This is a genomic window from Bacillus sp. L_1B0_5, from assembly GCF_000836715.1.
Lineage (GTDB): Bacteria > Bacillota > Bacilli > Bacillales > Bacillaceae_G > Bacillus_A > Bacillus_A thuringiensis_S.
The window spans coordinates 36,083-59,430 of the sequence record NZ_JXIS01000067.1; the positions used below are offsets into that span (position 1 = coordinate 36,083).

The following is a 23,348-nucleotide window of genomic DNA, read 5'->3' on the forward strand; positions in this document are numbered from 1 at the left end:
TTCAATAGTAGATTTTATTCCCCCTTTTTAAAATGGATGTATATATATCCTGCAGAGGAGGAATGTTTATTATGAAGAAAAAAATGATCACTACTATAATAGCGATGATAGTGATAGTAGTAATGTTACTGCCTACGAAACTTGGACCGGTTATCGATAAATATAATCCACTGTATAAGACGAAAGAATACTATACGGTTGTGAATACAATTGGTCAGCATATTGGTGATGAGTGGTATGAATATGAATTTATTGCATTCGATGAACGTGGTAGAGAGCAGAAAATAAAGAAAACGGTTAAGCATATGTTAAAGAGAGATGAAGCATTAAAGGTTTTTGCAAAAGGACGTTACGGTGAATCGATTGAAGAAATTGAGGTTGCAAATATTCCTATAAATGCGAAGAGCAAACTTTTAACGATGAGATAGTAAAATATACCCCAAGCTATTTTTTGTCGAAAATAAAAATACTGGGTAAGGGTATTTTTGAAATTAACAAAAAGCCTTAGTCCATATAGACTAAGGCTTTTTTATTATATAAAGGGGAAGGGGGTACATTGTAGTAGCATAGGTGAAAGGTATAAGAAGAGTAGCTACTAGCAATGTAATTTGGTTATGTGAGTGTTCTTCTTATTTGGCTTACTTTCTAACTTTATTGTACGAAATATAAGTAAGGGAAACTATCGAATTACATTACACATAACTTACAAACATGTAAGCCTTCTGTAATGTAATTCGATAGTCAAAAGATAGTAATTTTCATATAGTGTAACTAGAAAGTCTCAATATATTACTTTCTGTTTGTAATGAAGAATGAAAAACCAACTAATTTTTAATAATCCTCATCTGAATAAAGATGGGGATCTTTTTTAAAACCTTACAACATTGTAAGGTTTACGTAAGTTAATTCGATAGTAAATTTGTCATATTTTTTGCATAATAGATACAGATAGAAAAATAATTAGGGATCTAGTAAGAAGGGAGAAAAATGGGATGCGTAAAGAAGAAGTAGTGAAGTTACCAATTAAAGATTTCTGTAGCTACTTTACTGTTGCCGTAGTGTGTATTGGATTATTTGATATCATAACAAACTTAATTGTTAAATAATATAGATGCTAAAACAAGAAAGGAAGTCCTTTCTTGTTTTTTTTATGGGGGCATAAAGATGAAATGGATTGATAGTCATATACATGTTGATCAATATAAGGATGAAGAGAAGAGCAGATTACTGAAAGAGGTGGAAAATAGTAATGAAATAAAGGGGCTTATTGCGGTATCTATGAATTATCAATCTTGTAAGGAAACGTTATCTTTAGCGAAGAAGTATCCCTTTATATATCCAGTGATAGGGTTTCATCCAGAGCAACAGATTCATAAAGAAGAGTGTGAACAGATTTATCAACTTATTGAACAGAACGCAGAGGAAATTGTTGCGATTGGTGAAGTAGGTTTGCCCTATTATTTGAGAAAAGAAGATGAAAGAATTGCTGTAGATTCATACATAGCTGTATTGAAAAAATTTATAGAACTAGCTAGTAAGTATAATTTGCCGATTATATTACACGCAGTTTATGAAGATGCTGACATTGTATGTGATTTGCTAGAGAAATATAAAGTTTCACGTGCACACTTCCATTGGTTTAAAGGAAGCGATGAAACAATGAAACGGATGATGAGAAATGGTTATTATATTTCGATTACACCGGATGTTTTACATAAGGAGAAGATTAGAAAAATCGTTTCGTATTATCCGCTTGAATATATGATGGTAGAAACAGATGGTCCGTGGGAATTTCAAGAAGATGTTATAACGCACCCAAGAATGATTCGAGATGTATTAAAGGAAATTAGTTCTATAAAAAACATATCCATTGATAAGGTCGCAGAAACAATATATGAAAATACAAGTCGATTTTATTTGAAAGGATAGGAGAATTATAGTTTTAATCATGTAACGGAAAAAGTAAAAGTTGAATTTATTTAGTAAAATGCCACGGTTTGATATAGGACAAAAAACCACCAAGCGTTCCGCTCGGTGGTTTTGTATTAGGATTCTAATTTTTTCGCACGTTTTAATAATAAAAGAAAGACAATGATAACGAACCCTAGTATAAGGAAGAAGCCATATTGCTTTATATAATCAATTATGTCATTCGCACTGGTGGGTTTTTCAACGTGAATGCCGTCTTTATTCGTCGTAATATGAATATCTTTCATTTTTACTTCATTCTTTTCCTTTTGTAAATCAATCCATTCTATATTTGGAATACTTTCTAGATCCTTTAACACTTCTTTTAATGGTTTCACACCTAAGTAAGGATGATAGAATGCTCCAATAATCCCATCGGATAATTTAGCGACAGATAAAGCATTTGCTTTCATTTTAGCAATAGCTTGTGGCTTATCTTCTTCAATAAAACCGACTGTTTCAGGCATTAATTTCATTCCGTGTAGAAATGATGGTGTACTTCTATATGCTGGAGAGTGCATGGATTTCCAAGTTGTATCACTTAATTGTAGTTGTCCTACATAAGTTGAAAAGTATCTTGATAATATTTCATACCCTTTTTGAGACATTGTGTAATGAGGTGCTTCAAATGCGACAGGATATAGTTTAGCATCTACAAGTTCTTGAATCCCTTTTTCGATATGATCTGTCGTATATTTTTCCTCAAACTCTTCCCCTTTTTTTACATATTGGTTATATGCCTCTATATTTGGAAAGTCATCTTTTGTCTTCGGTTTTTCATGTTTCGGTTGGCGAATTGGTTGATCTGTCTTTACGTCCCAAAATTCAAAACCTTCCCCAGTTTCACTATCATAAAATTGGTGAGTGTAACCATGCATAATAATCGCTGCGCCATCATCTTGCATAGAGCGTAAAAGATCGACTAGTTCGGGTTTATCTTTTAAATGTAGGGTTTTACCTGTCTCCGGATCTGTATATACAGGAATAACAGTGATCATGTAAGGAATCTTCTTCTCTTTTAGTAATTCAGCAATTTCTTTCAATTGATTTATATCTGCTGCTGGGTGAACATCCTCAAGACGTAAATAAGCTAATTTTTTATTGGTTTCGGGTTTTTGCTGAAAATAAGAAAATAGGCTTTCGCCAATATAATAAGATATCCAATCAAAGAGGTTAGAAGTTGCTACATAATAAGAATTATTTTGCTGTACAATTAATGGATAAGTATTATTTCCTCTTAAAGCATGTGCGAGAATTGTTCCGTTTGTATCAAGTTGTTTAATTGATCTTTCTTCTTCTAATATATTCTTTAGTTTACGTGTTGGATATTCAATTGTATCAGAGTTTATATCTTCATTTTTAAGTGTGATAAATGAAAAACGAGTAGATAACTGTTCTATATTTTGACCTAAAACTAGTAATGGTCCTGGGAAGCCTTCTAGAAATTCCTTTGCTTCAGTAGAAAGTTCTTCTTGTTTTTCACCCATGTAAATAACATGTGTATACGAAGATTTATCAGTTATTTCAGCTAACTGTTTTATGTTTTTAATTGTTATATTATTAGTGAAATGCCCTACTTGTGTATTAAGTATTTGGATATCGCTTGTAATTTGATCATCGTTTGAACTGTATAAAATAAGGGTTTTTGGTTGTTCAGTTTTTTGTGCGGAAATAGGGACAGGAATTAATAGTAGTAAACTAAATAAGAGTAACAGCCGTTTTTTCATATTATTATTCTCCTAGTTTATATTTAGAATTCAATTTACAATTATATACAATAAATGCGTTATAGTCTATGAAAGTTACATTTTTGCACGTATTTACCAGCTTTTTTTTCACAAAATCGGTCTAAAGCATGATGATAATATGTATAGTTATTTGCTATGATAAAAGAGTAGTAGAATGTAGGTAATTGTAAAGGGAAGGCTGAAAGGGGACAAATTTCAGCGGAGAAAGAGGTAGAGGTAGTGAAGAAATTCTTTGTAGGATTTTTAGTTGTTCTTGGAGTATATTTATATTTCCAAGGAAAGTCTGAAGGAATGGATAAGCTAGTTAATGGAACAAGTTATGTTGATTCAGAAGAAGCAAAACAGATGAAACAAATCATTATAGAGGAAGCGAAGAAAGTAAATCTTCCGGAATGGATACCTCTTGCAATTGCCGAGCATGAAAGTCGATTAAATCCAAGAAGTGTTGGAGATAATGGAACTTCATTCGGATTGTTTCAACTACACCGCGGCGGCGGGCTTGCACCAGAACATTTAACTGATGATGAGCTGAAAGATCCACGTACAAATGCACAAATTGCAATGCCACATTTGATGAAAGGATATAAGCGCGGGGTGCAAAAAGGTTTGACTGATTTTGCATTACTGAAATATATAGCGAATACATCTGGATGGCCAGGGAATTTAGGGCCAGAGTGGACGGATAATAACATGAAGTATAACATCGGATTAGAAGATGTGTACTATCGAAATAAAGGTGTAATAAAAGAGTAGGTTTTCGATACCTACTCTGTTTTTTTATGAATAATTTCATCCTTTTCTTTCGTAAAATACTGCGTGAGTTGTAATTTCACCTCTTCTAGTTTTGTAGAAACTTGAGGTATTTTATATCCTACATACAGCGGTGAAACGACAAATCTAGGAACAACTTTACAAATAATTTTTCCATTTAAGTAATAGAAGAATAAGTTATAACTACTACATCCTTTATGGAAATCTGTCAGTATGTAACGTACAGTTTGCTGAATGTAATTTGCCATATCATCTATATATGAAATATTATCAATGATTATATTGAATTCAGTGAAGCCAATAATGGGACGCTCTGAAATATTAAGCTCAATGCGTTCGTTTTTTTGAACAATTACCCCTTGGAAATTTTCTTCTTCAATATTTTCAAGATAATCTACATATTTCATTCCGATAATTTGCATGTGTGCATGATGCAAACTTCCACCTGAAAATGGACCATGATTTTTGTATAAAATCACAGATGCGAACTCTTCTTTCTTCTGTAAGTGTAACCAATGTTGAATAGAAAATTGCATTAATTTCCGCATATGTTCTTCTGTATATGTTGCGATATGATCTTCGCAATTATCGGTTTCAATTAACACTGTTTGAAATGTATCTTGTAATGTAGGGAATTTATTTTTTAACCAAATAATAGAACCATCAGTTGCTAAAATATCCGTTAAATGTTCTTTATCGCAAAATGGACATGCAGCGCTTCTATTCCGAATACTTTCTGGTTTTTGTTTACCGATATCGTTTAAAAAATATAGTTGTTGTGTATCCATTTATATATATGCCCCTTTAAAATATGTGTAAAAATCCCGCTTAATACATTCGGGAAAAGGAGAAGGAAATCCTCTAAAGGCAATATGGAAAAAATAAAAGACAAGATATCCTCATTACGATAGGGTACCTTGTCTTTTATTTTTTCTCTAATAGTGTGTATGGATAATATAGAACATTTTCAGTATTTTTCTTTTTTCTATTTTTTATTGTGTATAAAGTAATTGCTGTGCTTGCAATTATAATAATGGCTTTCTTCATATTCATATACCCCTTTTTATTGTTGGTTTAATTCTTGGCTAACTGCTTTTGCATCGACTAAAGCGTGTAAAATCATTTTCACCATGTTCATCATATTTCTTCACTCCTTTTTATAGTTCATTTAGTTCTTTTACAACTGCTTGTCCGTTCACTAATACCTCAAAGATTGCTTTTACGATTTCTTTCATCATGTTTGTTTCCTCCTTTTGTTTGTCTCTCTTGTTTACATCTTTATTGTATAGGGAGGCATCTTTTCGTACTATCGCTTTCCATTACGTGAACATAACAGTTTTGTAAGATTTGATGTCACTTATTGAAATGTTTAGTCTATCTTCATTATTTTCAGAAAAATGACTATTCAAACATGAAATTGGAAAGTATAATAAAGAAGTAAGTATTAAATTCCGTACGAAAGGGGTGAATGAGATGAAACGTTCTTTAGCTGCACGTGCCAAATTTTTAGATTTTATCTATTTTTGTCGTGCGATTTTTCATGATGTAGTTGTTAACGGGATACGTATGCCCTTTTTTAACAATTGCATAGTGACTATTGAACGATAGAAATCTCTTCACCCATTTTTAATAAACGTGTGAAAAGGGAGCTATTTGGCTTCCTTTTTCTATGCCGAAAACCATGGGGAATGTTTCTTTCTCATGGTTTTTTATATTGAAAGGAGTACGGAAAATGACTATTTGTAGTGTAAATAATGTAACGAAATCTTTTGGTGGAAACATCATATTTGAAAATATATCGCTTGAAATAAAGAATGGTGAACGTGTTGGGTTAGTTGGTCGTAACGGTAGTGGGAAGACAACAATCTTTGGGCTTCTAACGGGAATGGAGAGTTTGGATGCAGGAGCCATCCATATGAAGAAAGGTACACGTATTGGTCATGTCGCACAAATTCCGAAGTTTGATGAGGTCCTGACTGTATATGATGTATTGAGTTCCGCTTTTAAAGTAGAAAAGGAATTAGAAAAAGAAATGCATGCTCTAGAAAAAAATATGGCGGAGGAGCAGGAACAATCTTCTTTGCAAAAGCTAATGGAGAGATACGGAGTAATTCAAGAAAAGTTTGCGTTCCTTGGTGGTTATGAAATAGAAGCAAATATAATGAAGGTAGCAAATGGCTTACAAGTGACAGACTTATTTTCAAGAGTATTTACGGAATTAAGTGGAGGAGAACAGACGAAAGTAAGCCTTGCATATATGCTATTGCAGAAACCAGATTTACTTCTATTAGATGAGCCAACAAATCATTTAGATTTATTTGCAGTTGAATGGTTAGAGCAATTTTTAAAAGAATACACTGGAACAGTTATGGTTATTTCACATGATCGTTATTTCCTTGATGAAGTTGTAACGAAAATTTTTGATTTGGAAGATGGAGAGATTCACGTGTACCATACGAATTATTCTCAGTTCGTTGAGGAGAAGGAAGAAAGATTACTTCAAGAGTTTCAAGCTTATCAGGAGCAACAAAAGAAAATAAAGAAAATGAAAGAAGCAATTAAGCGTCTACGTGAATGGGCAAATCAAGCGAACCCTCCGAATGAAGGATTGCATAAAAGAGCGAGAAATATGGAACGTGCGTTAGAACGTATAGAGAAATTAAAGAGGCCAATCTTAGAACGAAAACAGATGGGTCTTCAGTTTGAAGGGCAAGAGAGAAGCGGGAAAGATGTTGTTGTAATGAAAGAAGTGAGCAAAGGTTTTGCTGGCCGACCTTTATTTGAACAAGCGAATTTACACGTGCGTTTTCAAGAGCGTGCGGCTATCGTTGGTCGTAATGGCACAGGAAAGACTACATTATTAAAACTACTATTAGAAGAAATAAATCCAGACGTTGGTGAAATTCGAATTGGTAGTAGTGTCAAAATTGGTTATTTATCACAGCATACGTATGGCAATTTGAAGAGTAATGTATTGGAAGCGTTTAGAGAGTATGTAGCTGTAACCGAAGGAGAAGCAAGACATATATTGGCTAAGTTTTTATTTTATGGTCCAGCAGTATTTAAGAAAGTAACGCAACTGAGCGGTGGAGAAAAAATGAGGTTAAGACTTGCGCAACTTATGTATCAAGACATCAATTTTCTAATTTTAGATGAGCCGACAAACCATCTTGATATTGAATCAAGGGAAGTTTTAGAGGAAGCCCTTGAGCAATATAATGGAACAATCCTAGCTGTTTCACATGATCGTTATTTTTTAAATAAGTTATTTGAAAAGACGTACTGGATTGATGAATGTAAATTATTTGAGTTTGCAGGAAACTATGCATGGGCTCGTCAAAAATGGGAAGAAAAGCTTGAGAAGCAAGTAATAAAGCAGAAACGCCAAGGGAGAAAGAGTGTTGAAATGGTTCCAGTAAAAGAGAAAAAGGCTAGGAATCTTGAAGAGATTGAAAATGAGTTAATGCATGTAGAAGAAGATATATATGCAATAGAATGTGAAATGGAACATGTAGCTGATGTTGAAAGACTTGAAAAATTATATGAGGAAAAAACGATGAAAGAGTTGTTACGAGCGAAGTTATATAGTGAGTTAGAGAATATTGTGGAGTAAAGAGTAGAAAGCCACTTCCTTTCAGTTTTGCTGGAGGAAGTGGCTTTTTCATAATGATATTTTGCTTTAAAGATTAAATGAAGCGATGTGTTTCACGTGAAACAGTAACTTAGATAAATCCGTGTTCCTCAATTTGCATAGCTTGTGAAGCATATGAAATGATAAGGTGAAAAATAAATGTCATTAGTGGCTTTTCAATAGGAGTAATCACAAAAACAAAGGCTAATTATTTCCCGAGAGATAAAGTGAAACTTTAATCAGTGGGGGTTTTACTGCCCGGAAAATAGCGGGATAAATATGTGTAACAGAGACTAGTGATTGAAAACGAAAAGAGAGCAAAGTTACAGCTTTACGCGCTGAACTCTGCTCTCTTTTTGCGTGGCATCTTCTCTCGTTGAAATTATAATAGCGATCCCGAGCATGATAAAAAAAGCTAAAAAGAGGACGAACTTTGGGAAGAACGGGAATAGTAATAACGCCCCGACTATCATAATTGTTAATAATACGTAGTGCAGGACGTATTGGAATAGTTTGTCCATATTTTCGCCCCCTTTTTGGTAATTGGTTATTAGTATTCTATGTTTCATGCTGAAGAAATAGAAGTAGATTTTTAAGTTTTTAATACGAATTATAGCTGAGTTTTCTTAAAGTATAAATGTAGAGGGATAATTTTGGGAAAATTCTCAAAATATTTATTTAGAAAGAATTGACAAAATATACTGAACGATATAAGCTAATAACCATAAAGTCTACTGGAAAGGTCGGAATAAGATTGTTACCCCTCAAAAACATCTATTTTTTTATGATTAAAACCGACTTTTCCGATTGGCTATAAATGTGCTGTGGGAGGCATACATAAGCTTATAAGTTCAAAGGGTATAACTATTAAACAGTTAGGGTGGGGACAATGAAGAAAAAAACAAAAAAATGGGCTGGTGTATTTTCAGTATTACTGAGTAGTTCGCTTGTGTTATCTGCTTGTGGGGGACAGGAGGATACGGCTTCTACAGAACCAGTAAAAAAGCAGGATTTAAAAGACTCTAAGATTGAATCAATTCCAGCTACAGATAAAAAGAAAAGTCCAGAGAAAGCAAATCAACGAAAAGATACTTTTATTACAGCCATTTCTAAGCCAGGGGGAGTTTTCCTTCCGTATTTCCAAGATAATGGTTGGGATGGAAATGTAACGTCTGTTATTTTTGCGTCATTAGTAACAACAGACAAACAAAGTAAACCTGTTCCGGACCTTGCAGAAAAATGGGATATTTCTGCTGACCAGTTAACATATACATTCCACTTACGTAAAAACTTAAAATTTAGTGACGGGTCGCCTTTAACAGCGGATGACGTAGCATTTACATTAACACTACTTCATGATAAAGCGTATGAAGGTGGATTGGATATTGCTCAGTATGCTGTTAAAGGTGGGAAAGAATATAAAGAAGGAAAAGCAACTTCTATTGAAGGAATCCAAGTTGTTGATCCACAGACAATTAAAATTACAACTGAAAAAGTTAATTCACAGGCGCTAACGAATTTAGGTGGCCCAGTGCTATCAAAAGCTTATTATGGAAAAGATTATAAACAAAATACAAGTTTAGACTATTTAAAAGCATTATATGGGCAACCAATTGCAGCGGGTCCATATAAATTTGAAAAATATGTTCCAGGTCAAGAAGTCCGCTTTGTTGCTAACGAAAATTATTATGCAGGTAAACCAAAAATCAAAAACTTTATTTACAAAATTACATCAGGTGATACTGGATTCCAATTATTCCAAACAGGTGAACTGGACTATAGTGGGTTTAGAGCGAACCCTGAAAATATAGACCAATTAAAAGGATTAGAGTTTGCAAATATTAATCTTGAATCATCAAGTGATATTGCTTATATCTATGTAAATAATAAGAAGTCGTATTTGAAAGATAAAAAGGTACGCCAAGCACTTACTTATGGATTAGACCGTAAGAAGTATGTGGATACAGCTTTACAAGGCTATGGCTCTGTCGCTAACGTACCAATTGCTCCAGTTTCATGGGCATATACAGAAGAAGGTATTAATAAATATCCGCACGACGTAGAAAAGGCTAAAAAATTATTGGATGAGGCTGGTTGGAAAGTAGGTTCTGACGGGGTTCGTGAAAAAGATGGTCAAAAATTAAAATTAACATACTACGCATCAAATACAGGTAAAACAAATGATATCTTTATTCCGATTGCAAAAGAAAGTTACAAAGAAATTGGTGTTGAATTAAATCCAGAGTTGATGGACTTTAATACGATGCTTTCAAAAGTAGGAAAAGGTGACTACGATTTAGCGGCAGTTTCAACACCAGGAATTAGTGATCCAAGTGAAGTTGTAAGTGAGTACTTATCAACTAATCCAAAAAGTGATACGGGTTATAATAATCCGAAAGTAGATGATTTGATTGTAAAAGGTATAGGAACGACAGATATTGAAAAACGTAAAGCGATTTATAAAGAGCTGTATAAAGAGTTAAGTGATGATCCACCAGTTATTTTATTAAACTATCGTAAACTACTTTATGCTCATAATGCACGTATAAAAGGAATTGATCCAGAAAAGTACGATAGCATTAGTTCCAATTTACCAGTGTTATCTATTGAACAATAAGGGTTGACCTAAATAATAGAAGACGTTTTTTCACACAGCAATGGAATGGTAGCTGTTTTGAAAAAATGTTCTTCTATTTTTAAGTAAATAGGATTGGGGAGACAAAAGGTGAAAACATATATCATTCGTAGGTTTCTACAAATGATTCCTACATTGTTTGGTACGTCTATTATTATCTTTTTCTTATTTGCACTCTTACCGGGTGATTATATCGATTCAAATCCAAAATTAACACCAGAGAGAGCTCAAGAATTAAGAGAGTTGTACGGTTTAAATAAACCGATTATTGAAAGGTATTTTCATTGGCTAGTGAATGCTTTGCATGGTGATTTTGGATTTTCTTTACAGTACCAAGAACCGGTAACTTCATTACTTAATAAATTCATTTGGAATACATTTATTGTTGCTGCTGCAGCTTTATTTTTCACTTGGATTATTGCTCTTATTATTGGGGTTATTTCTGCAACAAAGCAGCATTCTTGGTTTGATAGATTGGTAACAATCGGTGTCTTTGCAGCAATGTCATTTCCATCATTCTTTATCGGACTATTTTTAATTAAATTATTAGCAGTTGATTTAAAGTTATTGCCTATTGGTGGCATGATTGATATTGGGAGTAACTCAACAGGGATAGCATACATATTAGAAGTATTACGTCATATGATTCTACCTGTATTTATTTTAACGCTTCTTGGTGTAGGATCGTTAACACGCTATTTTAGAACCGGCATGTTGGATGTTATTAGGCAAGATTATATTCGTACTGCTCGTGCAAAAGGTTTAAAAGAAAGGACCGTTATTTATAAACATGCATTGAAAAATGCAATTTTGCCAGCAATTACATTACTCGCTTTTGAATTACCGGGTTTATTTTCAGGAGCTATTATTATTGAACAGATTTTTAATTGGCCAGGGATTGGGAGTATTCAATTAGAAGCATTAAACTTCCGTGATTATACGGTATTAATGGCCTTTACAATGTTTCTTTCTTGTTTAACGATTATGGCTAATTTCTTAGCTGATATTGTATATGCGTTTGTTGATCCAAGAATTCGATTGAAGTAAGGGGGGGAAAGATATGGAGACTATTACACCCATAATAGAGAAAAAGAAAGAACGGAAAAAGAGAAATGAATCATCACCATGGCGCCAAGCGTATAAAAAAATCAAGAAAAATAAGATGGCACTGTGTGGCTTATACGTTTTAATATTTATGTTTTTATTTAGTTTTATCGGTCCAATCTTTTCACCGTATGCTGATGGGAAAGTACAAGTAACACAAATTAATAAACCACCCAGCCTGTCACATTGGCTTGGAACAGACCAGTTGGGACGGGACATTTTAACTAGACTTATGCAAGCAGGGCGTATTTCATTAACAATTGGTTTAGCGTCGATGCTACTATCCGTTATACTAGGTGCTCTATTAGGAGCCATTGCTGGTTTTTATCGAGGAGTTGTAGATCATTTAATTATGCGTGTTGCAGATGTCTTAATGTCCATTCCAGGATTACCGCTACTTATTATAATGGGAGCAATTTTATCAGAATGGAAATTACCATCGGAGTACCGTTTATATGTTGTAATGATTATTTTAAGTTTAGTAGGATGGCCAGGACTTGCCCGTCTTGTGAGAGGACAAATTTTAACATTGCGGGAGCAAGCCTTTATGCAAGCGGCAGATGTATTAGGATTAAAAGATTCTCGAAAAATCATTCATCATCTAATTCCTAACGTCTTTCCGTTACTTATTGTTGTAGCAACTTTGGGTGTGGCTGGATCTATTTTAAGTGAGTCCGCGCTAAGCTACTTAGGTCTCGGCGTCGTCCCACCTACACCATCATGGGGGAACATGATTAGCGCAGCTAACTCATTAATTGATTTCCAAAAGCGTCCGTGGTTATGGATTCCGCCTGGTTTTGCAATCTTTATAACAGTTGTATCAATTAATTTACTTGGTGATGCACTTCGTGATGCGTTAGATCCAAAGATGAGACGGTAGGTGAGAAGGTATGAGTAGAGCGGTAGTAGAGCTAAAAGACTTACAAACACACTTTCAAACGGAGGAAGGGACAGTGAAGGCTGTAAACCATGTTAGCTTTGCTGTTCGAGAAGGTGAAACGGTTTGTGTAGTAGGAGAATCAGGTTGCGGGAAGAGTGTAACGGCTTTATCTATTATGGGGCTTATTGCTGAATCTGGCAGTGTAGTGGGTGGAGATATTTTATATGAAGGAAAAAGTCTTTTAGGAATGAAAGAGAAAGAACTTCGTAGTTTACGAGGCAATGATATTGCAATGATTTTCCAAGAACCGATGACATCGCTAAATCCCGTCTTCACTGTAGGTGAGCAAATTGTAGAAACGCTAAGGGAGCATGAATTACTTAGTAAAAATGAAGCGTATAAGAAAGCAATTGAGTTAATTCGTAAAGTTGGCATAGCCCGTGCTGATGAAATTGTCCATTCTTATCCGCATGAACTGAGCGGCGGGATGTTACAACGTATTATGATTGCTGTTGCGCTTAGTTGTAATCCTAAGTTATTAATTGCAGATGAACCAACAACAGCTCTTGATGTTACGATTCAAGCTCAAATATTAGATTTACTAAGACAAGTGAAAGAAGAATTTAAAACGTCGATCTTATTAATTACACATGATTTAGGTGTCGTAGCAGAAATGGCTGATTACGTTGTCGTTATGTATGGCGGGAAAGTTATTGAAGAAGCTCCGGTATTAGAGATATTCCAAAATCCAAAACATCCTTATACGAAAGGATTATTGAAATCAAAACCAGTAATGGGAAAACGAATAGATAAACTATATTCTATTCCAGGGCAAGTTCCAAATTTAGTTGGTTTAGGTGAGTTTTGTTACTTTAGTGGGCGTTGTGAGCATTGTATGGAAATATGTGAAAAAGAAGCCCCAAATCTAAATATAAATGATGAAAATCATAAAGTAGCTTGCTGGTTATATGAGGAGCGTGCGGAGCAATGAGTGAACCATTATTAGAGGTGAAAAACCTAAAGACATATTTTCCAATTAAAGGTGGCATATTTAGTAGAACGATCGGACATGTAAAAGCAGTTGATGGAGTAAGTTTTACTATTAATAAAGGCGAAGTGTTTGGTCTCGTTGGCGAATCAGGGAGCGGAAAAACAACGATAGGAAAAACAATTTTACGTCTCATTCAAAAAACGGAGGGGGAAGTGAAGTTTAAAGGGAAAGATGTTCATTCTTTATCGAAGGATGAATTGAGAAAACATCGCCCTAATATGCAGCTCGTTTTTCAAGATCCATTTAGCTCATTAAATCCGAGAATGAGAATTGGAGAAGCGCTTGGAGAGCCGATGTTGGCCCACGGATTAGCGACGAAAGAAAATGTTCGTGAAAAGGTAATTGAAGTATTGGAGTTATGTGGCTTAGCTCCTTATCATATTGACCGGTATCCCCATGAGTTTTCTGGTGGACAACGTCAGCGTATCGTAATCGCAAGGGCTATGGTGTTAAATCCAGAATTCATTGTAGCTGATGAACCTGTGGCGGCACTAGATGTATCTATCCAAGCACAAATTATTAATTTATTTAGTGAGTTACAGGAGAAAAAGGGATTATCTTATTTATTCATTTCACATGATTTGAGTGTAGTAGAACATTTATGTACGAAAATCGGAATTATGTATTTAGGTACGATTGTGGAGACGGCGCCGCGTGATGAGTTATTTACCAATCCGCTACATCCGTATACAAAAGCATTGTTATCAGCCGTTCCAATACCAGATCCAACAGTGAAGCGAGAGCGAATTATACTAGAAGGGGATATTCCAAGTCCAGCAAATCCACCTTCGGGTTGTCGTTTTCATACACGTTGCCCGTTTGCAACAGATGTTTGTAAAAAAACAATACCAGAATTTCGTAATGTTGGTGATGATCATTTTGTTTCTTGTCATCATGTATAAAAAAAGGACTCTTTCAAATGGAAAGAGTCCTTTTTTTTATTTACTAGATGAAGTTTGTTTCAATACAAATTGCTCGATTGCGTGAGCAACACCATGTTCATTGTTTGTTAATGTTACAACATCACATAGTTTTTTTACATCTTCTTCAGCGTTGCCCATTGCAACAGATAAGCCTGCTACTTCTAACATTGGTACATCATTAAAATTATCACCAATAGCAACTGTATCTTCAATAGGAATATTAAAATGAGCTGCCATCTGCTGTAGCCCGTTTCCTTTATGTCCATTCTTATCCATAATTTCTAAGTTAGTAGGAGCTGATGCTGTAACCATAATATCAGCGTCTTCTTGTAACACGCTTAATAGCTGTGCGCGATGCGCTGCATTAAATGTTGAAATGAAGAATTTAGATATTTCCAGTTCTTGGTTATTTACAACATCTTCTATTTTTTTGAAATCAGTAATTAAGTTCGATTTCTTTTGCTTTTCTGTAATTCGTTCAAGTTCCTCTAATGTAACATCAAGCGCCTGCTTATTTTCTTCGAACGCTTGCATCACTTGATCTTGCCATGTATATGGAGAATAAACTCCTTTATTTGTATATAACTTATATGGGAAACTTTCAGATTCTAGTAATTTTGCAAGTTTGTACACTTTGTCGTTTTGTATACAACGCGAGTTAATTACTTTTCCATCCACATAAACAATAGCCCCATTGCTTGCTCCGACTGGAAGAGATAATTTATATTCTTCCAATAGCTTTAAAGCATCCTCTTTCGCACGACCAGAACAAATCATTACAATATGACCAGCTTCTTGTGCAGTTTGGATTGCTTGTAGGTTTTCTTTGGAGATTTCAAGATTAGATGATAGTAGTGTACCATCCATATCTAATGCGATTAATTTCAAAATGACCACCTCTTTGTTTTTATTATACATAGTTATATAGAGGAAACATATAAACTTATCTTGGAAAGACGGTATTTTATCTCATATTAAAAGTAAGTAAAGATTAGATAGGTTTAGTGTCACTAAATAAACTGTTTGTAACAAAAATAGAGAGGAGTATGACTATATTTCACTTTATGACTGTAATATTACACGAATGTTACAAACGTGAGCTTAGTGAAAAGTGCATTAAATAAAGGTTTTTGGGGATTATTATAAAAAAACGTAAAAAAAGTGTAATAAATTTCACGTTATTATATTGCAACGTAACAATAGTTATGTTACATTAATGTTACAAACGTTACGTTATCAAATTTAATGTAACGTTAACATAAAAACTATGAAATAAACATTTCTTAGAAATTACATATAGATAACTTATGAAAAGGGAGGATAAAAGATATGAAAGAGCAAGTATTACAAGTAACAAAAGGTGACTTCGTAGGATCAGCAAGTGGAGCGGTAGTATTAACAGCATTAATCGTATTTCTATCAAGCGTATTAGTATAATAGAAACTTTGTAAAAAAAGAAAAAGAAGGGAGAATGAAAGATATGAAAGAGCAAGTATTACAAGTAACAAAAGGTGACTTCGTAGGATCGGCAAGTGGAGCGGTAGTATTAACAGCATTAATCGTATTTCTATCAAGCGTATTAGTATAATAGAAACTTTGTAACAAAAGAAAGAGAAGGGAGAATGAAAGATATGAAAGAGCAAGTATTACAAGTAACAAAAGGTGACTTCGTAGGATCAGCAAGTGGAGCGGTAGTATTAACAGCATTAATCGTATTTCTATCAAGCGTATTAGTATAATAGAAACTTTGTAAAAAAAGAAAAAGAAGGGAGAATGAGGGATATGAACAGTGAACAAGTGTTTCAAGTAACAAAAACAGATTTATTAGGATCCTTAGGTGGAGCGGTAATATTAACATCATTTATTCTATTCCTTGCAAGTGTATTAGTATGATATATATAAATACAATCATTCAAAAAAAATAAAGACTCTAACGTATTAGTAAGTAGTTAATATGTTGGAGTCTTTTTTATATTCTTCTTATATACCCTCAAGTATTAAAGTTACCTCATTATCCAGCATTTATGGCTAATTAGACGCTGCGTTTGAAATTTGATTCAACGAATAATCAAAAATCCACTGAATAAAATCCCGCTTTATTTCAAAGAGAAAAAAGTCGAATTTTATATGTAAGAAAAAAAGAGGAATTTGACAGAAAAGATAGAAAATTTTAAAGGTCAGAATTTGTTAGCTTGCTAACTAATTTCTATTTATTTATGTTGGAAGCGTTTTCGGTTGGTTTTAAGTATGGACCATTTAATCTATTTACAGGGGGATGAAGATATTATGAAACAAAAATCTATGGATACGCTAGCTGCACAAATGGAGGATTTTTTTCCAGTACGTGATGTAGATCATTTGGAATTTTACGTAGGGAATGCAAAGCAATCGAGTTATTATCTTGCGAGAGCGTTCGGATTCAAAATTGTGGCTTACTCTGGATTAGAAACTGGAAACCGTGAAAAGGTATCTTATGTTCTTGTGCAAAAAAATATGCGTTTCGTTGTGTCTGGAGCTTTAAGTAGTGAAAATCGTATTGCAGAGTTTGTAAAGACTCATGGTGATGGCGTGAAGGATGTGGCACTACTTGTTGATGATGTTGATAAAGCATACTCAGAAGCAGTGAAACGTGGTGCCGTCGCAATTGCTCCACCAGAGGAATTAACAGATGAGGACGGTACATTGAAAAAAGCAGTTATTGGTACGTATGGTGATACAATTCATACGCTTGTAGAGCGTAAAAATTATAAAGGGGCATTTATGCCAGGATTCCAAAAGGTAGAGTTTAATATTCCATTTGAAGAGTCTGGTTTAATTGCTGTCGATCATGTAGTTGGTAATGTTGAAAAAATGGAAGAGTGGGTTAGTTATTACGAGAATGTCATGGGCTTTAAACAAATGATTCATTTTGATGATGACGATATTAGTACAGAGTATTCGGCGTTAATGTCGAAAGTTATGACGAATGGAAGCCGTATTAAGTTTCCGATTAACGAACCAGCAGACGGAAAGAGAAAGTCACAAATTCAAGAGTATCTAGAATTCTATAATGGAGCTGGTGTACAGCATCTTGCTTTATTAACAAGTGATATTGTTAAAACGGTTGAAGCGCTTCGTGCAAATGGGGTGGAGTTTTTAGATACACCTGATACTTATTATGATGAGTTAACTGCACGAGTTGGAAAAATCGATGAAGAAATTGATAAGCTAAAAGAATTAAAGATCTTAGTAGATCGTGATGATGAAGGTTACTTACTACAAATTTTTACGAAACCAATTGTAGATCGCCCGACTTTATTTATTGAAATCATTCAACGTAAAGGTTCTCGTGGATTTGGTGAAGGAAACTTTAAAGCGTTATTCGAATCAATTGAAAGAGAACAAGAGCGTCGCGGAAACTTATAAGATTTATATCCACCAGCAAAAGTCCCTTTGCTGGTGGAAATTTCATTTTTATAAGGAGGAATCAGGATGAAATTTGTTACATTTCGTCTTCCTTCAAAAGAAATACGGGCTGGATGGCTTGAAGGTGACAAAGTAATAGATATGAATCTTGCTAGTGAAGGGAAAATCCCTTCTGCTATGATGGCTTTTTTAGAAAAAGCTGATGAGTATGTAGAAGTAGTGCGGAATATTAAGAATCCAAATAAGGGTATATATGCTTTAGAAGAAGTACAATTGACAGCTGCTCTTCCTAATCCGAGTAGTATTCGAGATTTTTACGCATTTGAACAACATGTAAAAACAGCTCGTGGACGAAGAGGACTAGATGTTGTGCCTGAATGGTATGATATTCCGGTTTTTTATTTTACTAATCATCGTGCTGTAATTGGTTCCGGTGATTTTGTAATTGGTCCGAAAAAGTCTAAAAAGCTTGATTATGAGCTGGAGATTGCTTGCGTAATAGGAAAAGAAGGGCGAAATATTTCTCGTGAGCGAGCAGAGGAATATATTTTTGGTTATTGTATTATGAACGACTGGAGTGCGAGAGACTTACAAGCAACAGAAATGAAAGTAGGTCTCGGTCCGGCGAAAGGAAAGGACTTTGCAACTTCGTTAGGAGCACATCTTGTTACGAAAGAGGAATTAGATGTTTATCGTAATGGTGATCGATATGATTTAGAAATGACTGCTCATGTAAACGGAAAACTATTATCAAAGGGAAACTTCCAAGATATTTACTATACATTTGCTGAAATGATTGAACGTGCTTCAGAGGACGTTACGTTATATCCAGGAGATGTGATTGGTTCTGGGACAGTAGGAACAGGATGTATTTTAGAACTTGGTACAGAAGAGTGGCTACAAGATGGAGATGTTGTAGAGCTGTCGATTACTGGTTTAGGTACACTACGTAATACGATCAAAAAAGAAAAGGAAGCGGGTGATGGGCATGTTTTATCGTCACATGGGAGAACTACCTCATAAACGACATGTACAATTTCGTAAAAAAGATGGATCGCTTTATCGTGAACAGGTAATGGGAACAAAAGGATTTTCTGGTACGCAGTCTATTTTGTATCATCACTATATGCCAACAGAAGTAGGTCATTCTGCATTATCGCATTCTTGTCAGTTGCAGTATGAAGAGGATGTTGCTCTTTCTCATCGCCACTTCCGAACGAAAGAAAATAAAAAAAGTGGTGATGCAATAAGTGGACGGAATTTCATACTTGGAAATGAAGATTTGTTAATTGGAGTAGTGAGCCCAACAGAAAAAATGGATTATTTCTATCGTAATGGTGATGGCGACGAAATGTTATTTGTTCATTATGGAACAGGGAAAATTGAAACGATGTTTGGAACGATTCACTATAGAAAAGGCGACTATGTAACGATCCCAATTGGAACGATTTATCGTGTTATTCCAGATGAAGGAGAGACTAAGTTTCTTGTTGTAGAGGTGAATAGCCAAATTACAACACCGCGTCGTTATCGAAATGAATATGGACAATTGTTAGAGCATAGTCCGTTTTGTGAAAGAGATCTTCGTGGTCCAGAAAAATTAGAGACCTATGATGAAAAAGGCGAGTTTGTCGTAATGACAAAATCAAGAGGATATATGCATAAACATGTTTTAGGACACCACCCGTTAGATGTTGTTGGATGGGATGGCTATTTGTATCCGTGGGTATTTAATGTAGAGGATTTTGAACCAATTACAGGGCGCATTCATCAACCACCGCCAGTACATCAAACATTTGAAGGGCATAATTTTGTTATTTGCTCTTTCGTACCACGTTTATACGATTATCATCCAGAGTCAATTCCGGCACCATATTATCATAGTAATGTTAATAGTGATGAAGTTCTTTATTATGTAGAAGGAAACTTTATGAGTCGCAAAGGTGTGGAAGAAGGTTCTATTACACTTCATCCGAGCGGGATTCCTCATGGGCCGCATCCGGGGAAAACAGAGGCAAGTATAGGGAAGAAAGAGACGCTTGAATTAGCTGTTATGATAGACACATTCCGTCCGCTTCGTATTGTAAAACAAGCACATGAAACAGAAGATGAAAAGTATATGTATAGCTGGATTGAACAAGGTTCATATACTGTGAAATAAGTAAAAAAAGGCATGCTCTCAATAAGGGAGCATGCTTTTTTGTGGAATCGACATGTATAATAATACCAAAAAGAGTTGTCGAAAGATATATAGAAAGAATGATAAGGATGGTGCATATTCAGAAGAATTTCTACTTGTTTCGACAAAAGTATTGACTGGGAAAAGCGTAATGAGTAAAATAAAAAAGCGAATTAAAAATTTTCAGAAAATTTAAAACTTGGAGGAGTGAAAGATGAAGCAAATTTTTCAAAAGAAGCCAATTGCAAAGTTAATGCAAGAAAGTAAGCAAAAAACGTTAGCAAGAACATTGGGCGCGCTAGATTTAACTATGCTTGGAATCGGTGCAATCGTTGGAACTGGTATTTTTGTTCTAACGGGTGTTGTGGCAGCGAAACATTCTGGGCCAGCTATTATATTATCATTTGCGATTGCCGCGCTAGCTTGTGCCTTTGCTGCATTTTGTTATGCTGAATTTGCTTCTTCAGTTCCTGTCTCGGGCAGTGTGTATACGTATACATACGCGACGATGGGGGAAGTATTCGCATTTTTAATTGGCTGGGACTTAATGCTTGAATATTTACTTGCTACATCTGCTGTAGCAAACGGTTGGTCTGCATATTTTCAATCTTTATTAAAGGGGTTTGGAATTCATATTCCGACTATTCTCTCCTCGGCTCCTGGTACAGGTAAGGGTGGAATAATCGATTTACCTGCAGTTCTAATTATTTTAGTGATGACAGTTCTTTTATCTAGGGGTGTTCGTGAAAGTGCACGAGTAAATAACATTATGGTATTTATTAAAATAGCAGTTGTTCTTATTTTTATCTTTGCTGGTTTTAATTATGTGAAACCTGAAAACTGGACGCCTTTTATGCCATTTGGTTTAGATGGTGTAATGGCTGGAGCGGCCACAGTATTCTTCGCATTTATAGGATTTGATGCAGTTTCAACAGCGGCAGAAGAAGTGAAACGTCCGCAACGTGATTTACCAATTGGTATTATTGCATCGTTATTAATTTGTACAGTTCTTTATATCGTTGTTTCGCTTATTTTGACAGGAATTGTTCCATACGGACAGCTAAATATATCAGATCCAGTTGCTTTTGCACTTCAATTTATTGGACAAGATGGATTAGCGGGGGTAATTTCAGTAGGAGCAATTACAGGGATTACAACAGTAATGCTAGTTATGATGTATGGGCAAGTTCGTGTTTCTTATGCGATGAGCCGAGATGGTTTATTACCGAAGCGTCTTGCTAAAGTTCATCCGAAATTTAAAACGCCATTTTTAAATACATGGACAACGGGGATTATTGCGGCACTGATTTCAGGATTAATAGATTTAAATGTTTTAGCACATCTTGTAAACATGGGGACATTGTCAGCATTTGCACTCGTAGCTGTTGCGGTAATTGTAATGAGAAGAACTCATCCAGACTTACCAAGGGCATTTAAGGCTCCGCTTGTACCATTTTTACCAGCATTAACAGTGATTTTCTGTTTATACTTAATGCTTCAATTATCAGGGACAGCATGGATTAGTTTTGGGATATGGATGGTTATTGGTATAGCGGTTTACTTCTTATATAGCCGAAAACATAGTGCTTTAAATAATAGTAAAAAAGAAGAAGATGTTGCGAATTTATAAGCGAAAAAATCCATTCTAATTCTGTTAGAATGGATTTTTTTATTTGAAAATTTACATTTTTCTGAACTTATTATAAGATAATTGTTGGCTAACTAAAGGGGGGAAATGATGAAAAATACGTGGCGTGAGTTAAGGGAGATGGACCGTAACGTATGGATTCGATTTATTGGAGAGACGTTAAATGGAATTGCAATGATGATGTTAATGCCTTTTTTTGCATTATATTTAAAAGATAAGGTAGATTCGTTGTTGGAAGTTGGGGTTATTATGGCGCTTTCTCCAATTGCTGCAAGCTTTGGATCACTTATAGGAGGAAGAATTGCTGACATATATGGAAGAAAACCGATTATGATATTTTCTATGGCAAGTAATGCATTATTAATGCTCGGTTTTCTATTTATAGAAGGATTTATTCCATATGCAATTTTATCTATTTTTTTAGGATTGAGTAATTCTTTATTTCATCCAGCTGCATCAGCTATGGTCGCAGATGTAACGGCACCAGAAAAAAGAACAGAGGCATATGGTTTATTACGAATGGGACACAATATAGGTGCTGCGATTGGTCCGATAATGGGAGCATCAGTAGTTGTGTTGTCAAAGAATCTTGTGTTTATTATTGCCTCTTCTACAATGCTATTTTATGCGTTACTTGTATTACTTCTTATTCAAGAGACGATGCCAAAGAGGACAGATAAGGAAGAACATAAAGAAAAGGAATCTGGGGCAGTTTGGAAAATTGTAATGCGAGATAAGGCATTAATGATTTACTTATTAGCAGGTATTATCATTTCGATGGGGTTTTCTCAAACAGAAGGCATGTTGCCACTACATTTTGATAACGAAATGAAGCGTATTTTTGGAACGAATAATCCATATCCATATTTAATGGCGTTAAACGGACTATTAGTTGTTTTATTCCAATTTCAAATTTCAAAATGGGCTACGGATAAACCAGTCGGGAAGACGATGTTATATGGTGCATGTTTGTTCGGGATTGGATTATTTTTTATAGGGTGGTTACCGAAGTGGTTTGGAGAGTTTAATACAAATGCTACAGTTATTTTAATAACACTACTGTTCGTTTATGCTATATATACGTTAGGTGAGATGATTATGTCGCCTGTACAGATGACATTTGTAGCAAACTTGGCACCTGAGCATTTGAGAGGGACTTATATGGGCGCTGCAAGTTTGCAGTGGATTACAGGAAGCGCATTTGGTCCACTTTTGGGAGGCTTTTTATTAGATCGATTACTTGGCCACTTTCTATTTACAATTTTAGCTGTAGGATGTGTAGTTGCAGGTATTGTATATATTTCTTTAGATCGCCTTGTTGAGCAAAGGCAAAAAGATACACTAACCAAACAATCTTCTTAGTAAATAGGTGACATACACAAAAAAGGGGATTTCTACATATTTT

The 23,348-nt window shown here is 34.8% G+C and carries 24 protein-coding genes; 19 read left to right on the top strand and 5 right to left on the bottom strand.

Annotated elements, in window-relative coordinates:
• Positions 1 to 71 precede the first annotated feature (71 nt).
• Both RT27_RS21015 and RT27_RS21025 read left to right on the top strand, forming a co-directional pair.
• Positions 72 to 428: a YxeA family protein gene (locus RT27_RS21015; protein ID WP_016083971.1), complete on the top strand. Its 357-nt coding sequence runs from the start codon at positions 72 to 74 to the stop codon at positions 426 to 428.
• A 736-nt stretch (positions 429 to 1,164) separates the two neighbouring features.
• A complete protein-coding gene (locus tag RT27_RS21025) occupies positions 1,165 to 1,929 on the top strand; it encodes a TatD family hydrolase (RefSeq protein ID WP_043937318.1) in 765 nt (254 codons plus the stop codon).
• A gap of 116 nt (positions 1,930 to 2,045) precedes the next feature.
• Here the strand turns inward: RT27_RS21025 and RT27_RS21030 are convergent, their stop codons facing one another.
• Entirely contained in the window at positions 2,046 to 3,695 is a 1,650-nt protein-coding gene (locus tag RT27_RS21030) for a polysaccharide deacetylase family protein (RefSeq protein ID WP_043937320.1), read from the bottom strand.
• Between the two features lie 240 nt (positions 3,696 to 3,935).
• Here RT27_RS21030 and RT27_RS21035 point away from each other — a divergent pair, with 240 nt between their 5' ends.
• Complete coding sequence (locus tag RT27_RS21035; protein ID WP_000713249.1) at positions 3,936 to 4,469, top strand: transglycosylase SLT domain-containing protein; 534 nt, start codon at positions 3,936 to 3,938, stop codon at positions 4,467 to 4,469.
• An 11-nt stretch (positions 4,470 to 4,480) separates the two neighbouring features.
• Here the strand turns inward: RT27_RS21035 and RT27_RS21040 are convergent, their stop codons facing one another.
• Both RT27_RS21040 and RT27_RS21045 read right to left on the bottom strand, forming a co-directional pair.
• Positions 4,481 to 5,275, bottom strand: coding sequence for a DUF4931 domain-containing protein (locus RT27_RS21040; protein ID WP_043937322.1), 795 nt, complete (start codon positions 5,273 to 5,275; stop codon positions 4,481 to 4,483).
• 136 nt (positions 5,276 to 5,411) lie between these two features.
• A complete protein-coding gene (locus tag RT27_RS21045) occupies positions 5,412 to 5,540 on the bottom strand; it encodes a hypothetical protein (protein WP_002083998.1) in 129 nt (42 codons plus the stop codon).
• A 420-nt stretch (positions 5,541 to 5,960) separates the two neighbouring features.
• On the opposite strand from RT27_RS21045, the gene RT27_RS35845 reads away from it, so the two are divergent.
• Together RT27_RS35845 and abc-f are read left to right on the top strand one after the other, a co-directional pair.
• The gene (locus tag RT27_RS35845; protein WP_000830643.1) at positions 5,961 to 6,095 is read left to right on the top strand and encodes an RAxF-45 family protein; all 135 of its coding nucleotides are present in this window, start codon (positions 5,961 to 5,963) and stop codon (positions 6,093 to 6,095) included.
• 73 nt (positions 6,096 to 6,168) lie between these two features.
• Positions 6,169 to 8,100 carry a ribosomal protection-like ABC-F family protein gene (abc-f, locus tag RT27_RS21050; protein ID WP_142286855.1) on the top strand — a complete coding sequence of 644 codons (1,932 nt, stop codon included), beginning with the start codon at positions 6,169 to 6,171 and terminating at the stop codon, positions 8,098 to 8,100.
• A 341-nt stretch (positions 8,101 to 8,441) separates the two neighbouring features.
• Here abc-f and RT27_RS21055 read toward each other — a convergent pair whose 3' ends face one another.
• The gene (locus tag RT27_RS21055; RefSeq protein ID WP_016083966.1) at positions 8,442 to 8,639 is read right to left on the bottom strand and encodes a hypothetical protein; all 198 of its coding nucleotides are present in this window, start codon (positions 8,637 to 8,639) and stop codon (positions 8,442 to 8,444) included.
• 368 nt (positions 8,640 to 9,007) lie between these two features.
• On the opposite strand from RT27_RS21055, the gene RT27_RS21060 reads away from it, so the two are divergent.
• The 5 genes from RT27_RS21060 (at position 9,008) to RT27_RS21080 (ending at position 14,690) form a co-directional block, all read left to right on the top strand.
• Entirely contained in the window at positions 9,008 to 10,735 is a 1,728-nt protein-coding gene (locus tag RT27_RS21060) for an ABC transporter substrate-binding protein (RefSeq protein ID WP_000730676.1), read from the top strand.
• A 108-nt stretch (positions 10,736 to 10,843) separates the two neighbouring features.
• Positions 10,844 to 11,800, top strand: a complete 957-nt coding sequence (locus RT27_RS21065) for an ABC transporter permease (protein ID WP_000860687.1) — start codon at positions 10,844 to 10,846, stop codon at positions 11,798 to 11,800.
• A 13-nt stretch (positions 11,801 to 11,813) separates the two neighbouring features.
• A complete protein-coding gene (gene opp4C, locus RT27_RS21070) occupies positions 11,814 to 12,737 on the top strand; it encodes an oligopeptide ABC transporter permease (protein WP_000447957.1) in 924 nt (307 codons plus the stop codon).
• 10 nt (positions 12,738 to 12,747) lie between these two features.
• A complete protein-coding gene (locus RT27_RS21075) occupies positions 12,748 to 13,728 on the top strand; it encodes an ABC transporter ATP-binding protein (protein WP_029441454.1) in 981 nt (326 codons plus the stop codon).
• The gene (locus RT27_RS21080) at positions 13,725 to 14,690 is read left to right on the top strand and encodes an ABC transporter ATP-binding protein (RefSeq protein WP_001294490.1); all 966 of its coding nucleotides are present in this window, start codon (positions 13,725 to 13,727) and stop codon (positions 14,688 to 14,690) included. The genes RT27_RS21075 and RT27_RS21080 overlap by 4 nt, the downstream gene beginning before the upstream one ends.
• 36 nt (positions 14,691 to 14,726) lie before the next feature.
• Here the strand turns inward: RT27_RS21080 and RT27_RS21085 are convergent, their stop codons facing one another.
• A complete protein-coding gene (locus RT27_RS21085) occupies positions 14,727 to 15,599 on the bottom strand; it encodes a Cof-type HAD-IIB family hydrolase (protein WP_000766426.1) in 873 nt (290 codons plus the stop codon).
• 432 nt (positions 15,600 to 16,031) lie between these two features.
• Between RT27_RS21085 and RT27_RS21090 the strand changes: the two genes are divergently transcribed.
• The 9 genes from RT27_RS21090 to RT27_RS21135 all read left to right on the top strand — a co-directional run bounded on the left by RT27_RS21090 (position 16,032) and on the right by RT27_RS21135 (position 23,305).
• Positions 16,032 to 16,148: a DUF3948 family protein gene (locus RT27_RS21090; RefSeq protein ID WP_000654250.1), complete on the top strand. Its 117-nt coding sequence runs from the start codon at positions 16,032 to 16,034 to the stop codon at positions 16,146 to 16,148.
• Positions 16,149 to 16,182: 34 nt separating this feature from the next.
• A complete protein-coding gene (locus RT27_RS21095; RefSeq protein WP_000654250.1) occupies positions 16,183 to 16,299 on the top strand; it encodes a DUF3948 family protein in 117 nt (38 codons plus the stop codon).
• Between the two features lie 34 nt (positions 16,300 to 16,333).
• Positions 16,334 to 16,450 (top strand): DUF3948 family protein, encoded by a 117-nt coding sequence (locus RT27_RS21100; protein ID WP_000654250.1) that lies wholly within the window; start codon positions 16,334 to 16,336, stop codon positions 16,448 to 16,450.
• 43 nt (positions 16,451 to 16,493) lie between these two features.
• Positions 16,494 to 16,604, top strand: a complete 111-nt coding sequence (locus tag RT27_RS21105) for a DUF3948 family protein (protein ID WP_001083691.1) — start codon at positions 16,494 to 16,496, stop codon at positions 16,602 to 16,604.
• 393 nt (positions 16,605 to 16,997) lie between these two features.
• The gene (hppD, locus tag RT27_RS21110) at positions 16,998 to 18,116 is read left to right on the top strand and encodes a 4-hydroxyphenylpyruvate dioxygenase (RefSeq protein ID WP_000810920.1); all 1,119 of its coding nucleotides are present in this window, start codon (positions 16,998 to 17,000) and stop codon (positions 18,114 to 18,116) included.
• A gap of 66 nt (positions 18,117 to 18,182) precedes the next feature.
• Complete coding sequence (locus RT27_RS21115) at positions 18,183 to 19,139, top strand: fumarylacetoacetate hydrolase family protein (RefSeq protein WP_043937326.1); 957 nt, start codon at positions 18,183 to 18,185, stop codon at positions 19,137 to 19,139.
• On the top strand, positions 19,105 to 20,277 hold the full coding sequence (locus tag RT27_RS21120) for a homogentisate 1,2-dioxygenase (protein ID WP_043937333.1): 1,173 nt from the start codon (positions 19,105 to 19,107) through the stop codon (positions 20,275 to 20,277). Before RT27_RS21115 ends, RT27_RS21120 begins: the two co-directional genes overlap by 35 nt.
• 232 nt (positions 20,278 to 20,509) lie before the next feature.
• Positions 20,510 to 21,925 carry an amino acid permease gene (locus RT27_RS21130; RefSeq protein ID WP_000809361.1) on the top strand — a complete coding sequence of 472 codons (1,416 nt, stop codon included), beginning with the start codon at positions 20,510 to 20,512 and terminating at the stop codon, positions 21,923 to 21,925.
• A 108-nt stretch (positions 21,926 to 22,033) separates the two neighbouring features.
• Positions 22,034 to 23,305 carry an MFS transporter gene (locus RT27_RS21135; RefSeq protein ID WP_043315020.1) on the top strand — a complete coding sequence of 424 codons (1,272 nt, stop codon included), beginning with the start codon at positions 22,034 to 22,036 and terminating at the stop codon, positions 23,303 to 23,305.
• Positions 23,306 to 23,348 lie beyond the last annotated feature (43 nt).

Excerpts from the sequence above, each read along its gene's own strand:
- RT27_RS21015 (WP_016083971.1), top strand. The coding sequence starts at position 72 with ATGAAGAAAAAAATGATCACTACTATAATAGCGATGATAGTGATAGTA.
- RT27_RS21025 (WP_043937318.1), top strand. The coding sequence starts at position 1,165 with ATGAAATGGATTGATAGTCATATACATGTTGATCAATATAAGGATGAA.
- RT27_RS21030 (WP_043937320.1), bottom strand. The coding sequence starts at position 3,695 with ATGAAAAAACGGCTGTTACTCTTATTTAGTTTACTACTATTAATTCCT.
- RT27_RS21040 (WP_043937322.1), bottom strand. The coding sequence starts at position 5,275 with ATGGATACACAACAACTATATTTTTTAAACGATATCGGTAAACAAAAA.
- RT27_RS21045 (WP_002083998.1), bottom strand. The coding sequence starts at position 5,540 with ATGAATATGAAGAAAGCCATTATTATAATTGCAAGCACAGCAATTACT.
- RT27_RS35845 (WP_000830643.1), top strand. The coding sequence starts at position 5,961 with ATGAAACGTTCTTTAGCTGCACGTGCCAAATTTTTAGATTTTATCTAT.
- abc-f (WP_142286855.1), top strand. The coding sequence starts at position 6,169 with ATGGGGAATGTTTCTTTCTCATGGTTTTTTATATTGAAAGGAGTACGG.
- RT27_RS21055 (WP_016083966.1), bottom strand. The coding sequence starts at position 8,639 with ATGGACAAACTATTCCAATACGTCCTGCACTACGTATTATTAACAATT.
- RT27_RS21060 (WP_000730676.1), top strand. The coding sequence starts at position 9,008 with ATGAAGAAAAAAACAAAAAAATGGGCTGGTGTATTTTCAGTATTACTG.
- opp4C (WP_000447957.1), top strand. The coding sequence starts at position 11,814 with ATGGAGACTATTACACCCATAATAGAGAAAAAGAAAGAACGGAAAAAG.
- RT27_RS21075 (WP_029441454.1), top strand. The coding sequence starts at position 12,748 with ATGAGTAGAGCGGTAGTAGAGCTAAAAGACTTACAAACACACTTTCAA.
- RT27_RS21080 (WP_001294490.1), top strand. The coding sequence starts at position 13,725 with ATGAGTGAACCATTATTAGAGGTGAAAAACCTAAAGACATATTTTCCA.
- RT27_RS21095 (WP_000654250.1), top strand. The coding sequence starts at position 16,183 with ATGAAAGATATGAAAGAGCAAGTATTACAAGTAACAAAAGGTGACTTC.
- RT27_RS21100 (WP_000654250.1), top strand. The coding sequence starts at position 16,334 with ATGAAAGATATGAAAGAGCAAGTATTACAAGTAACAAAAGGTGACTTC.
- RT27_RS21105 (WP_001083691.1), top strand. The coding sequence starts at position 16,494 with ATGAACAGTGAACAAGTGTTTCAAGTAACAAAAACAGATTTATTAGGA.
- hppD (WP_000810920.1), top strand. The coding sequence starts at position 16,998 with ATGAAACAAAAATCTATGGATACGCTAGCTGCACAAATGGAGGATTTT.
- RT27_RS21115 (WP_043937326.1), top strand. The coding sequence starts at position 18,183 with ATGAAATTTGTTACATTTCGTCTTCCTTCAAAAGAAATACGGGCTGGA.
- RT27_RS21120 (WP_043937333.1), top strand. The coding sequence starts at position 19,105 with ATGTTTTATCGTCACATGGGAGAACTACCTCATAAACGACATGTACAA.
- RT27_RS21130 (WP_000809361.1), top strand. The coding sequence starts at position 20,510 with ATGAAGCAAATTTTTCAAAAGAAGCCAATTGCAAAGTTAATGCAAGAA.
- RT27_RS21135 (WP_043315020.1), top strand. The coding sequence starts at position 22,034 with ATGAAAAATACGTGGCGTGAGTTAAGGGAGATGGACCGTAACGTATGG.